Source organism: Ekhidna sp., from assembly GCF_965212185.1.
In the GTDB taxonomy this organism is placed as follows: Bacteria; Bacteroidota; Bacteroidia; order Cytophagales; family Cyclobacteriaceae; genus Ekhidna.
In genome coordinates this window covers 2,024,766-2,039,293 of sequence record NZ_OZ243102.1, presented here as the reverse complement: position 1 = coordinate 2,039,293, position 14,528 = coordinate 2,024,766, and the positions used below count along the sequence as shown (strand labels likewise).

Here is a 14,528-nt window from a genome sequence, read left to right as displayed (position 1 = left end):
TGTGCACTCATTGCACCGTACGAAATGACCCTTTTATTACTCAGCATTTCCTATAAAAAATTTATAATTCAGATTTGTTAAAGCACCCTAAATCATCATTATGAAAACCTACTCGAAATATTTTAAGATTCTATTCTTAACATTGATATTCAACCTTAATTCTGCCTTAGGTCAAGATATTCATACAGATCTTCAGGCTTATTTAAAGGCAGAGAATAATTTGACAGATGAATCTTCCAATGGTCATACTGCAAGTGGAGCAAATATCAGCTATGACGATGGAAAGTTCGGAACATCTTCATTTAGTTTTAATGGCTCCAATTCAAAGATTGACATAAATGGTTTGATTAGTAACACATCTACCTCGACGGGGACATTTTCATTATGGGTAAAGCTGTCAGATGTAACACCATCAAGTAATTCAACATTATTAGCAGCAGGAGATGCTAGCTCGAGGTATTGGGTTGGAGCATATCTTACCACTTCAGGAAAGTTAAGGTTAGCAGGTGTAAATAACGGAAGTACACAGTTCTTAATTGAATCACAAAATACTGAGTTGTTAAATAACACTTGGCATCACCTTTCTTTTGTGCAAGATGGTGTACAACCAAAAATATATGTCGATGGAAATTTAATATTTACCAATAATTTGACAGGAACTAATCTTGCATATTGGATCAATGGTTCATCCACCTATGATGTTTTTGGATTAGGCTACTTAAATCAAAATAATATCACTCAATGGTGGCTTAATGGACAAATGGATGAAGTGAGGGTTTATTCTAGGGCGTTAACGAGTAGTGACGTGCAAGCGCTGGCTCAGTTTAATCCAGACAACTCCGGAGGGGGTGGGGGTGCCACTTCCTTGTGGACTCAAAATGGATCGGATGTCTATTATAATGATGGAAATGTAGGTATTGGAACTGCCGATCCTGAAGAAAAACTGCACATCGAAAAAAGTGGCAACACTTTTATTAAGCTAGTTAATACTGCGACAAATGGTTCTACTGTAAGATTTGGTCCCGTGAGTACAAACGGAAAAGTAGAAACACAACTTCAATTTGAAAAAGAATTAGGGTTTTATGATCATTCACAAAGTGCCTGGCGATTTAATATTAAATCTGATGGAAATGTTGGAATCGGTATTTATGATCCTAACGCTACACTTCATATAAAAGGTGCAGCAAGAGAATCATTTAGAGTAACTGGTGTAGGCAGCACTTCAAAATACCTAAGTGTTTGGCAAGGGACTGGATCTCCAGTAATAGATGCAATTGGTTCCCCCAGTCTTTACTTGGGTTATGATTATGAATCAGATGTAATTATCAATAGAAATGGTTCAAAAGGAGTAGCTATAGGAACATCTTCTGTTCCATCCGGCTACAAACTTGCTGTTGATGGTAAAGCCATCATGGAAGAGGTTAAAGTTGAATTGTCTGGTACCTGGCCAGACTATGTCTTCGAACCCACCTACAACCTCCGCTCTCTCGAAGAAACAGAAGCCTACATCCAATCAAATAAGCACCTCCCTGAGATTCCTTCCGCTAAGGAAATGGAAGCCAATGGCGTACAACTAGGAGAAATGAATATGCTGCTGCTAAAGAAGATTGAGGAATTGACGTTGCATACCATAGCCCAGCAAAAAGAAATCGAACAACTCAAAGCAAATCAATTCCCCTCCTCGGAGCGGTCAGACGCATCTGGGCTAGGGGTGGGTTCAGATATCCAAACGAATGAAAAGAGAGGGGAAGAGACTGAAGATCAAAGGGGTGAGTTAGAGAAGAAGATCGAGGAGCTGCTTAAACGAATTGAAAAATTGGAAAAAACTAAATAATGAAAAGTCTCTTAAAAGTTTGTATTGCCTTGGTATTTTCAATATCACTAAAAGCTCAATCTCAATGGTCGAATAGCGGCAATAATTATACGGTAGGAAATCTGGGGATAGGCATTCAAAATACCTATTCCCAATTTCATGTGGCTACCAGTGGCGATGGATTATTGTGGCCAGCAGTGATTAATAATACGCGTAATTCTTCATCGGTTACCGGCTATGGAGTGGGACTAATGCTGAAACATTCCCACAATGGAGAAGGGTATAAATGGGGTGGAATAGCCTCTGTTCAAGAAGGATCTTGGGCAAATAATTCAGGTCTCGCACTATTCGCAAATGAGACTGAGTACATGCGAATCAAGTACAATGGTAATGTAGGCATAGGCACCAATAATCCCGATTCTAAGCTGAAAATTCTAAGCTCCCAGGTGAATGACCTTACAATAGAAAAATCAAATACTTCTGACTGGGCGCGACTAATCTTGAAAAGGTCAACTGATCCCAATTATGCATTTTTCCAGTATTATGGAAATACAACGTCTGGTATGACATTAGGTGTGACTGGTGATAATCCAATAAGGTTTTATAGTTCAGACAATGAAAGAATGCGAATTGCAGGAAATGGTAATGTTGGGATCGGTACAGTTAATCCATCAAGCTTGTTAGAAATAGAATCAAATGATCAACCATCTATAACCATAAATAACAAAAAAAATGGAAATTGGCAGGTTGATGAGTCTTATGGGCAACTTCTTTTTAATTCAAATGATGGTTCTGGGCTTGGGTCTGGTACTCGGGGATTTATAAAAGTTGTTTCACATAATGCCTATGGTGCACACGGCACAATGGTATTTGGAACGCGAGATGCTACAAGTTTGGATGAAAGAATGCGAATTGACCGTTTAGGCAATGTCGGCATAGGCACAACTTCTCCGTCTCATAAACTCGAAGTAAATGGCACCATCCGCTCAAAAGAAGTAAAAGTAGAGGCTGCCAACTGGCCTGATTATGTCTTCGAGCAAGATTATAATCTTCGCACACTCGAAGAAACAGAAGCCTACATCCAATCGCACAAACACCTCCCTGAAATTCCATCCGCCAAGGAAATGGAAGCCAATGGTGTGCAGCTTGGAGAGATGAATATACTGCTTCTGAAGAAGATTGAGGAGCTGACGCTGCATACGATTGAGCAGCAAAAATTGATCGAACAGCAAGGCACAATGCTTGAAGAACAGCAAAAGGAAATTGATCGCTTAAAGAACTCACCCCGTCAGCCACAGGCTGCCACCCCTCTCTTTGAAAAGAGAGGGGAAGAGACCGAAGGTCGAAGGGGTGAGTTAGAAAAGAAGGTTGAGGAGCTGCTTAAACGAATTGAAAAATTGGAAAAAACTAAAAAATGAAAAGTCTCTTAAAAGTTTGTATTGCCTTGGCATTTTCAATAACACTAAAAGCTCAAGGGCAATGGTCCGAAAGTGGGAATAATTATACGGTAGGTAATCTCGGTATAGGTATTCAAAATACCTATTCTCAATTTCATGTGGCTACTAATGGAGATGGGCTACTATGGCCCGTAACCATTAACAATACTCGTAATTCATCTTCTACAACAGGTTATGGTGTTGGAGTCATGTTGAAGCATTCCCATAATGGAGAAGGGTATAAATGGGGAGGGATTGCATCAGTGCAGGAAGGCTCATGGGCAAATAATTCAGGGCTCGCACTATTCGCAAATGAGACTGAATACATGAGAATAAAATACAATGGAAACGTTGGTATAGGTACATCAAATCCGAATTCGAAATTCGAAATTTTAAGCTCTGAAGTAAATGACCTCACAATAGAAAAATCAAATACTTCTGACTGGGCACGACTAATCTTGAAAAGGTCAACTGATCCCAATTATGCATTTTTCCAATACTACGGTAATACAACCTCTGGTATGACTTTAGGAGTAACCGGTGATAATCCTATAAGACTTTATAGTTCAGGAGCTGAGAGAATGCGCATTGCTGGAAATGGAAATGTCGGAATTGGAACAACAAATACTGGTAATGGTAAGCTGACTATAAATGGATCTAATAATAACTTATTGAGGCTCGAAAATGAGGGTTATGGAAATGAATCAACTTTAAGATTTAGAGCTAAGAGTAGTACAGGAGCAACTTTGCATGCAGATATTTCTGTGCTATCAACAGGTAACGATAAGGGCTATCTAGGCTTTAAAGTCCCTCATAACAATTCAACTAACACTGGGTATGATATGATCATCAATGATGCTGGAAACGTGGGCATTGCCACAACTTCTCCAGATGAAAAACTCACCGTAAAGGGGACAGTTCACGCTCAAGAAGTAAGGGTAGACCTCTCAGTTCCAGGTCCAGACTATGTCTTCGAACCTACCTACAACCTGCGCACCCTCGAAGAAACAGAAGCCTATATCCAATCAAACAAACACCTCCCTGAAATACCTTCTGCTAAAGAAATGGAAGCCAATGGCGTACAGCTAGGAGAGATGAATATGTTGCTGCTGAAGAAGATTGAGGAATTGACCTTGCATTTAATAGAGGCGAACAAAACCAGCCAACAGCAAATAGCCAAAGCTAAAAGCCAAGATAAAAAAATTGAGGAATTGACACTGCATACCATAGCCCAGCAAAAAGAAATTGATCGCTTAAAGAACTCACCCCGTCAGCCACAGGCTGCCACCCCTCTCTTTGAAAAGAGAGGGGAAGAGACCGAAGGTCGAAGGGGTGAGTTAGAAAAGAAGATTGAGGAGCTAACGCTGCATACGATTGAGCAGGAGAAGAAAATTAAATCCCAAAAGTTGTTCAATGAGGAGCTTCTTAGAAGATTAGAGAAACTAGAAAAGAAATGAAGAATCTATTATTAATTGGTTTATTGGTATACACATTGAACGGATATTCTCAATGGGACACCACAGGAGCCAACATCCATTTTAATGGAGGAAATGTTGGGATTGGAACGACAAGCCCATCCGAAGCGCTTGAAGTAATTGGAAAGATCAAGGCAGATTATTTAAAACTTGACGCACTCTCAGGTTCAGAGGGGGGTGAGCTTCAATTAGCAGGTCCCTCCGGATACAATGCTTGGATGGTTGACAATAGACTTGGACATTTTAGACTGCATCACTCTGGCAAGCTTTATTTTCAAGTTAATTCGAATGGTCATGTTGGCGTTGGAACAGCCACGCCGGCCTCCAAGCTTCACGTTTCATCTTTAACAAACGGGGATGCAGTTCTTCGTATTGAATCAGATACTGACAACAGTAATGAAGCTGATAATGCGCGAATCGAGTTGCTTCAAGATGGTGGTTCTCTAGGCGCTTATATTGGATTTAGTCAAGAGTGGAATGGAGGGTCTGGAACACCTGGCCAACAAGCTGACAATCTTTTCCGAATAGGTAGTAGGTATTCAAACGTAGATTATTATGATCGGCTAGTAATTAATACCAATAATGGAAATATTGGAATAGGAACCTCTACTCCCGTAGCTAAATTGGATGTTAAAACACCATCTGGTAGCATTAGAATTGCAGAGCTTGGGTCAGCAAGTGCTAAAATATCTTCAACAGCAGCATTAGGATTGGAAGCGACTTCAGGAAGTTTTATTCAATTTCTAGCATCTGGAAATGAAATTGGCAGGTTTACAAGCGATGGAAAATTCAGTATTGACAATGCTAATCCCAAAACCATTCTATCAATAGGAAATCACAGCAATAAGACACTATCCACAACAGGAATAACATTGGGTTCCAATCACAAATCAATTGAATTGCTCCATTCCGGATCTGTGAATGGATATGGTTCAAAATTATATGGGGTTGATGAGGGAAATGGGATTACCAGCTTGAGATTTGCAGTAAGGGGTAATTCTACAACTTGGACTGATGCAATATATGTTAAGGCATCAAACAATTCTTCTGTAGGCAATGTAGGCATAGGCACCACCACACCATCTCACAAACTAGAAGTTAATGGCACCATACGTTCCCAAGAAGTAAAAGTAGAAGCTACCAACTGGCCAGACTATGTTTTCGAACCAGACTATAATCTTCGTACCCTCGAAGAAACAGAAGCCTACATCCAATCAAACAAGCACCTCCCGGAGATCCCTTCCGCCAAAGAAATGGAAGCCAATGGCGTTCAGCTCGGAGAGATGAATATGTTGCTGCTGAAAAAGATAGAGGAGCTGACGCTGCATACGATTGAGCAGGAGAAAAGGCTTTCTGCCCAGCAAAAAGAAATTGATCGCTTAAAGAACTCACCCCGTCAGCCACAGGCTGCCACCCCTCTCTTTGAAAAGAGAGGGGAAGAGACCGAAGGTCGAAGAGTTGAGTTTGAGAAAGATGCGAAATATAGTGAGTTAGAAAAACAACTTGCTACTTACCAGAAAAATCAAAATGAAATGATGGAGATCATCACTTCGCTTAAAAAAGAAATTGAAGCACTGAAAACCACAAACGATCATGAATAAAAAACTGATTATATCACTTCTATTTATCTGGATTGGGCATTTTTCAATGTCTCAATATACAGACGAATTTTTTATGACAGAAGTGACACCACCATCCCCGGAAGCAGCTTCTCTCGGAAAATATGCAGAGCAACCGGTAGATTTATTTTCAGGACGTGTTAAAGTTGAAATACCAATGTTTACCGTTGAAACAGGAAGGATTAAACTACCAATTTCACTTAGCTATCATGGGTCAGGAGTAAAGGTTGAAGAAATTGCATCTCGAGTGGGTTTGGGGTGGACGTTAAACGCAGGAGGTGTTGTCACAAAATCTGTTGTTGGATTCGCCGATCATGTATATGCATTTGAATCTTGCCCAGATGGCGATTATTCGCAAGATAGGTGTGAAGTTGTGGGATATTTAAGAGATGATCAAGGAGAACGAATTACTTATTTAGATCAAGGCCCTGATAAATACTATTACAATTTCCCCGGAGGTTCTGGTGGATTTTATTTTGAAAAAGGTTTTAATATGAAAAAAACTAATTTTGATAACCTTCTCATTTCTCCCACGATATCTAATTATTCCCCAACAAAATTTAAAATCATTGATGATAATGGTATAGAATATTATTTTGAAGAAGAAGAAGAATCTTTCGTTTTATCAATGGACTTACCAATCATTGATTGGTACAGATTTAGTTCATCTTGGTATCTGACTAAAATTTATGATCCGGTCACCAATAGAACAGTAACACTCAACTACAAAGATCTAGGCACTTATTCTCTGGATGAACACCGTTCAGAGATGTTTATTCCTGGCCCTACTACTTGTAATTCTATTTTAGGTGTTCCATATGGAAATTATACACCAACAAGAATCCAAAATTCAATTACGGCTAAAGTCATTGAAAGCATTGTTTATGATCAGGGAAAAGTTGTTTTTACATCAGACCTGGCCAGACAAGATGTGGTCGGTGACTATGCGATTACCCGTATTGAGCAATTCGATAAGGATAATAATAAGACGGGTCGATTTGATTTAAGTCTAAGTCATGTAGGTGGAAGTACATCAAAGGAAAAAAGACTTGTACTTAATCAAGTAAGACAAAAAGGTATTGGTGGACAATTGGATATACCACCCTACATATTTTCTTACGAAAATATGAGTCTGCTTCCGAGTAGAGAGTCAGTTGAAAAAGATATTTGGGGATATTTTAACAACAACAATGCAACTACTTATAATCCTCAGATTTGGATTTATGAAGGTGCTGGAAAAGCCACCTATTTACCAATAAGAAGGGATGAAGGAACAGCAAGTGCAACTGTATCGGGAAGCGATCGTAATTGTGTACCACAATATGTAACATACGGTAGTCTCAAGAAAATAGAATTTCCAACTGGAGGCTATGTAAAGTATGAATATGAACCTCATGAATTTTACCATCGTGAAAATGGAGTCTTTCAAACCAATCAAAAATTTACGGGTGGTGGAATTCGTATTGCTTCAGTTAAGCATTATTCGTCAACAGGAGAATTGGCTAAACATGCTGAATATTCCTATGGTAATGGATTCACAACAGGCTCTATCCCTCAGGCTGGAATACCTATTGAAGTAGTGAGCAATAGCAATTACAACAACAAGATACTTAGATACGACAAAAACCAATCGGCATTAGGCTCTAATGATGGTATTTTCATTGGTTATGAGAAGGTTATTGTTAAAAAAAGAGATCAATCTGGAAATTCGATTGGAAGTACGGAGCTCACATACAATACTGTTCAAAATGATTTGCCATCTTATACACTTAGCTTGGGAGGTTCGTGTGGTACTCTAGCTAGTCATTTGTTAACTACTACATATTGGCCATTTCATGATCCGGTGGATAGGTCACCACTGAGGGGTAAACTGCTTTCTGAAGTGATTAAGAATGTGAATAGCCAAAAATTAAGAGAAATAACATATGTCTATCAGGATAATTATAAAAATCCAAATACTCGAATAAGACCTCTAGGTACCACTGTGCAGGATGGTGCATCCTATTATGTAGAGTCCTCTATTACAACCACAGAGCAGATATCTCTATTGGATAGCAAAACTGCTCATATGGAGGGTTCTAATACTATTTTTAGCAGATCGGATTACACATATGATAATATAACCTATTATCTCACCGAAGAGCTTACTACTTCTAGCGAAGGTCAGGTGAAATTAAAATATTTCTATCCAAATAATTTTAGTTCAAACTCTACCTGTTCCAAAATGATTTCCATGAATTACATTTCACCTATACTAGCAATTCATAAATATCGTGTAATCAATGGTGCGGATTTTTTAGTAGGGTCTAAAGTCTTTGAATACAAAAACTTCAATGGAATAAAAAAGATATTGCCATTTAGACTTTTTAATGCCAAAGTAGCTACTCCACAATCATCTACTCCAACATTAAGTTATGGCACGAATCCTCCAGCGAGTATTTACGATCTAGATCATGAGTTTACAAGCTATACCACGCACTCAAAGATTTCTAGTGAAACAGATGGTAGTGGGATCACGACTTCATATTTATGGACATATGATTACACGTATCCATCAGTAATAGGGGTAAATATATCAGCAAGTACACTTCAGTCTCATCACAGTACGGCCACAGCTAATACGTCTACCGTAGATGCATATGAGGATTATTTTAGAGGTCTACTGACAAGTGATCAGCACGTTCAATTTTATAACTTCTCACCTTTGATTGGAATCAATAGAATGGTTGATCCCGGCGGGATAGATAGTGAATACTATTACGACCCCTTCAATCGCTTAATTAAAACCACCGATTCTGATGGTCATATTGTTAACCAGTTCTTCTACAACTTCCGATAATCACCTAACAAATGAAAGTATTACTTAATATTTCACTATTCGTTTGTGTAATAAGTGTTTATTCACAAACATCCACTCAAAACTACATTAAGGTTCAAACCTTAAGACAGCCTAAACTAAACGGAAGTTTATTTCAGGTAAATAAAGATGCTACATCTCAGTCAATCCAATATTTTGATGGATTAGGTAGGCCAAATCAATCAATCATTAGGTGGGGATCGGCTTCTGGATATGATTTGATTTCAATGATTGACTATGATGCATATGGAAGGGAAGAGAAAAGTTATTTACCCTATCAAAAATCCCAGACAAACGGATACTATGATACAAATTCAATTAATAACCAAAATAGCTTCTATGACAACAAGTTTGGTGGTATAAATGGAAATTTTGCTTTTTCGCAGAATAGATATGATGAGTCACCATTAGGTAGAGTGATTGAGCAAGGAGCGCCAGGTCAAGATTGGCAACTAGGGGCCAATACAGTCAATACTTCATACGATGTAAATCAAGCATTTGAAGTTATTCATTGGGATCACACTGATCTTGTAAATATGTCAGGAGTATTTTACAATGCTGGGGAATTGACTAAAACAACCACTACAGATGAAGATGGCAATATTACCGTGATATTTCAGAATGCCGGAGGTCAGACTGTACTTAAAAGAGTGAAAGCTGGCACCAACGAATGGGCCGACACTTATTATGTTCATGATGATTTTGACCAACTCGTTGTTATTCTGCAACCTGAAGCAATAAAAAGAATAAATGATGATCTAGAGATTGTAGATTTAAATAACTACACATTAAAGTATCAGGATTATACGGCTGATAATAATGACGATGGCACCAAAATAGCGTACATCAATTCCATGGTTACAATTCCTGCTGGTGTCACATTAGGCCCTGGATCAGAAATCACCGGAGTAGATGTGACACTCTCTGCCCAAACAATTAACGATTTTGCTTTCAAGTATACCTATGACGATAGAGGTCGTCTAGTTGAAAAGAAAGTTCCGGGAGCTGATCCTATATATATGATCTATGATAAATGGGATCGACTCGCTTTAACTCAAGATGGTAACCAACGTCAGCAAAATGAGTGGTTGTTCACCTCATATGACTATCTAAACCGACCAGTAATAACAGGGATTTTGACTCAAAATAAAACAAGGAGTCAGATGCAAGCACTAGTTGGTCCCGTTGGTTCTGGTAACACGAATCGATATTTAAAATTTATAAGTTCAGGTTCAAATCATGGATATAATCAAAACTCCTATCCTTTTAGTAATGCATCTGGAGCTGTGATTGATGAAATTCTCACGATTACCTACTACGATAGCTATGACTTTGTGAGCACTTCAGAATTGTCAGGTACATCATTTCAGGAAGTATTTACCACTTCTGATGATTGGCACATATTACCTGATGACATTGTTAAACCAAGAGGACAAATCACTGGTACGAAAATAAGAGAAGAAGGAAATGACTTTATTACCTCAATCACCTATTATGACAATAAGTATCGTCCGATTCAAATTGTATCGGAAAATCACCTAGATGGCACGGATATAACAAGTTTCCAATATGATTTTGGAGGGAATATCCGAAAGTCGCAAACCGAGCACTCGGTAACTGGCTACTCTTCAACTGTAAAACGCCGTTTTACTTATGACCACTTAGATAGATTGGAATACGTATTTCATGAAGTTGATGACAATGGGGAGGTACTACTTGCACACCATGAGTATAGTGATATTGGTGAGTTAGAAAAGAAGAACCTATTTGAAAAGGCAAGCCCACTATATCAAGGTAATTACGAGCAGACGTTGGATTATGAATACAACATGAGGGGATGGCTAACACGTATTAATGATGCCAGTCTTTCGGATACACAAGATTTGTTTGGCTTAGAGCTTTTTTATAATGAGTCTTCAGGATTGTCAGGACAAATCAACAGATATAATGGAAATATTGTTGCCATGAAGTGGAGTAATCAGGATATCGGTGGTGATGAAATTGATAGCAGAGCTTATACATTCGGATATGATAAAATGAACAGACTATCTGCTGCTAATCATTTTCAGAATAATATTTCTACTAACAAATTTGGAGTGTCAGGTTTAAGTTATGACCTTAATGGTAATATCATTGGTCTCAAACGAAGAGGCGAAAGTAATTCAGCATATATGGATAATCTTTCATATGCATACTCAGGGAACCAATTGACAAAAGTAGATGATTCTGGCGATGACAGTGAAGGATTTACTGAGTCAGGATCAGGCACAGACTACACTTATGATGCCAGTGGCAACATGAAATCAGACGCTAATAAAGGCATCACGAACATTGACTACAACCACCTGAACTTACCCACTACGGTAACCATGAGTGGGTCAGGCAACCAAATCGAATACCTCTACGATGCAGCAGGCATCAAACTGCAGCAAAAAGTATACGAAGGAGGAAGTCTTATGAAGACCACCGACTATGTAGGCGAATTCATATATGAGGATGGAGAACTACAACTGATCCAGCACGAAGAAGGAAGATTAACTCCCCACACTGAAGGTTCAGGTGGTGAGTTCGACTATCAATACCACCTCAAGGATCACTTGGGTAATGTCAGGGTGACGTTTAGTACCACACCAGTGAACTATACCAGAGTTGCAACTTTTGAAGATTCGAATTTGGCCACCGAGAGTGTGGAATTTGGCAATGTAGACACGCCAAACAGGGTCTCACATCCGTCACTTTCTAATTCAGGAAAGGCCGCACGACTCAATAATGGTAGCCCGGCAGGACCATTCGCCGTGATAAGTATAAACAAGGGAGATACACTCAACCTGAGTGCAAAGGGTTACTATGCTGGTGGGTCAGGTTATAGCAATGCAATAAACCCAGCTACATTTGAAACAGCCTTAGGAGATGCATTTAAAACCTCTCAGTCACTCGTTGAAGGAGGAGTGTTACCAACCCAAATTGAAAGTGGAGTGGCAGCTGCCATAGCTGCATTAGGAGTAGGAGGCAGTAACAATGATAACATTCCAGGAGCATATCTCAATTACCTGGTATTTGATAGAGACATGAACTATCAAAACATAGCAGGATTTGTTCAGATTGGATCTGCAGCCAATGGAAGTGAACAAACAATCGCTCTTAATAACATCGTTGCAGACCGTGAGGGCTATATCATTGTGTATCTAAGTAATGAGAGTAACACCTCCAATTATGTATACTTTGATGATCTAACGATATACCATGGTAAGACCAACATTGTTTCGACGCAGGATTACTATCCGTTTGGGCTCACCTTTAATGAATCGGTTAGAACTGCTTCAACAGCTCAAGGATTTAAATTCAATAGTAAGGAGAGACAAACAGACTTCAATTTAAATTGGGACTTTTTTGGTGCTAGAGTACATATGCCAGAGATAGGAAGATTTATGAGTATTGATCCTAAAGCCGAACAGTATGGTGCACAATCACCATATGTGTATGCCGCTAATAATCCTATACGATACAGTGAATTTAATGGCATGAACCCTGAGGATGAGGTCAAGAAACAATCTGCAATAAGCTCAATGGACGCTAATGGTGGAACTTATGTATCACAAACTACAATGACTACATCTACTTCACATAATGAGGATACAGGTGAAACTACAACAACTACAACAACCTCAGTAACAACAAACTTTGTAACAACAAATGAGGATGGTGAGGTTGAGACTACTCATTTTGAAACCCTTTCTGCAACAAATACTAGTGTAACTGATTCTGAAGGAAATGTTACTACTACGAATGGTGAATGGAAAGGTACAGGTAGTACTTCAAAAGGTAATAGTGAATTTGGTGCACTTAATAAATGGACCAGTCATATTGGTAATTTCAATGCCAATAATGAATCTACATTCAATCAGACACTTAAATCAGAAGGTCACTTTGGTGCTTTATCCTCTTTGAGCGGTCCTTTAGTAACTGGAATCGCTGCAGGATTGACTACATTGTATGCTGCTGGAGAATCATTTACTATGCCATCATCTTATGGGTTAAGTGCTTCAGGAGGGACCATAGGAGCAGCAAGTGCTAGTACGGTAGGTCAGATTAATAATCCTAGTAATGTTTACGTACACGGAATAAGCCAGAGTAAAAATGGTGTTCCACTTAAAATTATGAAAACACCTGATTCAAAAGGAAATAGATACGTCGGACCTAGTAGCTTTGGAGAGCTGAAAGATTCAATTATTAATTTTTTTGGAGGTAATTAAGTATTAGATATGAACCACAATTTGAAGAGATTTCTTCTACTAATTTTGGTTATTTTGGTCATTTACGGAGGTAATTATTTAGCATTTAACTGGTATTATCTACCTCCATTCTACGAGGGTTATGATCGAAATTTCAACGCTGAGAGAGTAAGGATTGAACAACCAATAATTGAAGACTATTTTGTTCCTAAGTTTAAAGATGCTAAACGAAGACAAATTTGGCTTACTCCAGATTCACTGAAAGACAAGAAGTTGCACAGGTCAAAAAACTATGATACAGAAAAGGGAAAGATTGTATTTGAAGCTGACTTTTTTGTTTTGGGTAAAGATTCAATTGATTACATAATCAAAAGGAGCTACTACTATAATGATGAATACTTGAAGTTTGAACTTACCAAAGAGTTAAATAATGAGGTATTGAGCAGAGATGAAATTGATTCCTTTACATATGATAGCTTGATAACAAGTTGGGAGAAGAATTTTTGATGAATCCTTATCAGCCAGCATCCTATCCATTTTGGTGAAACACAAGACTCGAAGTAATCACTTACGAATGTAAATACAGCATACAGCCCAGAGGAGACAATTTTCTGGGCTTTTTTTACGAATAAGCTTTACGGGTTTTAGCATCACGGAGCATAGCATCAATCGTAAATAGGATGTGATCCTTGTCTTTATCATTGAGGCTGAGAATATCATTGATCCTTTTTAGCATGTTTTGATCCTTCACATAGTCCTGTGAGTTGCCAATCAGATAATCCAGAGAAACTTCCAATACAGCAGCAATCTTGGCAGCCATCTCAATCGAAGGCTTTACCTCATCACGCTCATATCTACCCACAGTTGTAGGTGTTGCCTCAAGGGCTTTAGCCAATGCATCTTGAGATAGGTTTTTATCCTTCCTGGCTTGGATCATCCTGCTTCCAAAACTCATATATGTACTATTATGATACAAAAAAGGCTCATTAGAGCTAAATAATGACTCAAATATATGTTATGAAACACATATCAGCCTTGGAATTGATAACCCCCCGCTACCGCAAGTTTGCAACTTGCGGAATACCTTAAGAAGTAC

The 14,528-nt window shown here is 38.6% G+C and carries 8 protein-coding genes; 7 read left to right on the top strand and 1 reads right to left on the bottom strand.

Going from position 1 to position 14,528, the window contains the following annotated elements:
* Positions 1-100: 100 nt before the first annotated feature.
* From ACOMC3_RS08890 to ACOMC3_RS08860, 7 genes are read left to right on the top strand one after another with little or no spacing between them, the layout of a single operon-like run.
* The gene (locus ACOMC3_RS08890; RefSeq protein WP_420319190.1) at positions 101-1,834 is read left to right on the top strand and encodes a LamG-like jellyroll fold domain-containing protein; all 1,734 of its coding nucleotides are present in this window, start codon (positions 101-103) and stop codon (positions 1,832-1,834) included.
* Complete coding sequence (locus ACOMC3_RS08885; protein WP_420319189.1) at positions 1,834-3,231, top strand: hypothetical protein; 1,398 nt, start codon at positions 1,834-1,836, stop codon at positions 3,229-3,231. Before ACOMC3_RS08890 ends, ACOMC3_RS08885 begins: the two co-directional genes overlap by 1 nt.
* On the top strand, positions 3,228-4,706 hold the full coding sequence (locus ACOMC3_RS08880) for a hypothetical protein (RefSeq protein ID WP_420319188.1): 1,479 nt from the start codon (positions 3,228-3,230) through the stop codon (positions 4,704-4,706). The genes ACOMC3_RS08885 and ACOMC3_RS08880 overlap by 4 nt, the downstream gene beginning before the upstream one ends.
* Positions 4,703-6,325 carry a hypothetical protein gene (locus ACOMC3_RS08875; RefSeq protein ID WP_420319187.1) on the top strand — a complete coding sequence of 541 codons (1,623 nt, stop codon included), beginning with the start codon at positions 4,703-4,705 and terminating at the stop codon, positions 6,323-6,325. The genes ACOMC3_RS08880 and ACOMC3_RS08875 overlap by 4 nt, the downstream gene beginning before the upstream one ends.
* Positions 6,318-9,182 carry a hypothetical protein gene (locus ACOMC3_RS08870; protein ID WP_420319186.1) on the top strand — a complete coding sequence of 955 codons (2,865 nt, stop codon included), beginning with the start codon at positions 6,318-6,320 and terminating at the stop codon, positions 9,180-9,182. Before ACOMC3_RS08875 ends, ACOMC3_RS08870 begins: the two co-directional genes overlap by 8 nt.
* Positions 9,183-9,193: 11 nt before the next feature.
* Positions 9,194-13,453, top strand: a complete 4,260-nt coding sequence (locus ACOMC3_RS08865; protein WP_420319185.1) for a DUF6443 domain-containing protein — start codon at positions 9,194-9,196, stop codon at positions 13,451-13,453.
* A gap of 9 nt (positions 13,454-13,462) precedes the next feature.
* Complete coding sequence (locus ACOMC3_RS08860) at positions 13,463-13,939, top strand: hypothetical protein (protein WP_420319184.1); 477 nt, start codon at positions 13,463-13,465, stop codon at positions 13,937-13,939.
* Between the two features lie 115 nt (positions 13,940-14,054).
* Here ACOMC3_RS08860 and ACOMC3_RS08855 read toward each other — a convergent pair whose 3' ends face one another.
* Complete coding sequence (locus ACOMC3_RS08855) at positions 14,055-14,387, bottom strand: helix-turn-helix domain-containing protein (protein ID WP_420319183.1); 333 nt, start codon at positions 14,385-14,387, stop codon at positions 14,055-14,057.
* Positions 14,388-14,528 lie beyond the last annotated feature (141 nt).

Coding starts and splice junctions, on each gene's coding strand:
- ACOMC3_RS08890 (WP_420319190.1), top strand. CDS start 101: ATGAAAACCTACTCGAAATATTTTAAGATTCTATTCTTAACATTGATA.
- ACOMC3_RS08875 (WP_420319187.1), top strand. CDS start 4,703: ATGAAGAATCTATTATTAATTGGTTTATTGGTATACACATTGAACGGA.
- ACOMC3_RS08860 (WP_420319184.1), top strand. CDS start 13,463: ATGAACCACAATTTGAAGAGATTTCTTCTACTAATTTTGGTTATTTTG.
- ACOMC3_RS08865 (WP_420319185.1), top strand. CDS start 9,194: ATGAAAGTATTACTTAATATTTCACTATTCGTTTGTGTAATAAGTGTT.
- ACOMC3_RS08885 (WP_420319189.1), top strand. CDS start 1,834: ATGAAAAGTCTCTTAAAAGTTTGTATTGCCTTGGTATTTTCAATATCA.
- ACOMC3_RS08880 (WP_420319188.1), top strand. CDS start 3,228: ATGAAAAGTCTCTTAAAAGTTTGTATTGCCTTGGCATTTTCAATAACA.
- ACOMC3_RS08870 (WP_420319186.1), top strand. CDS start 6,318: ATGAATAAAAAACTGATTATATCACTTCTATTTATCTGGATTGGGCAT.
- ACOMC3_RS08855 (WP_420319183.1), bottom strand. CDS start 14,387: ATGAGTTTTGGAAGCAGGATGATCCAAGCCAGGAAGGATAAAAACCTA.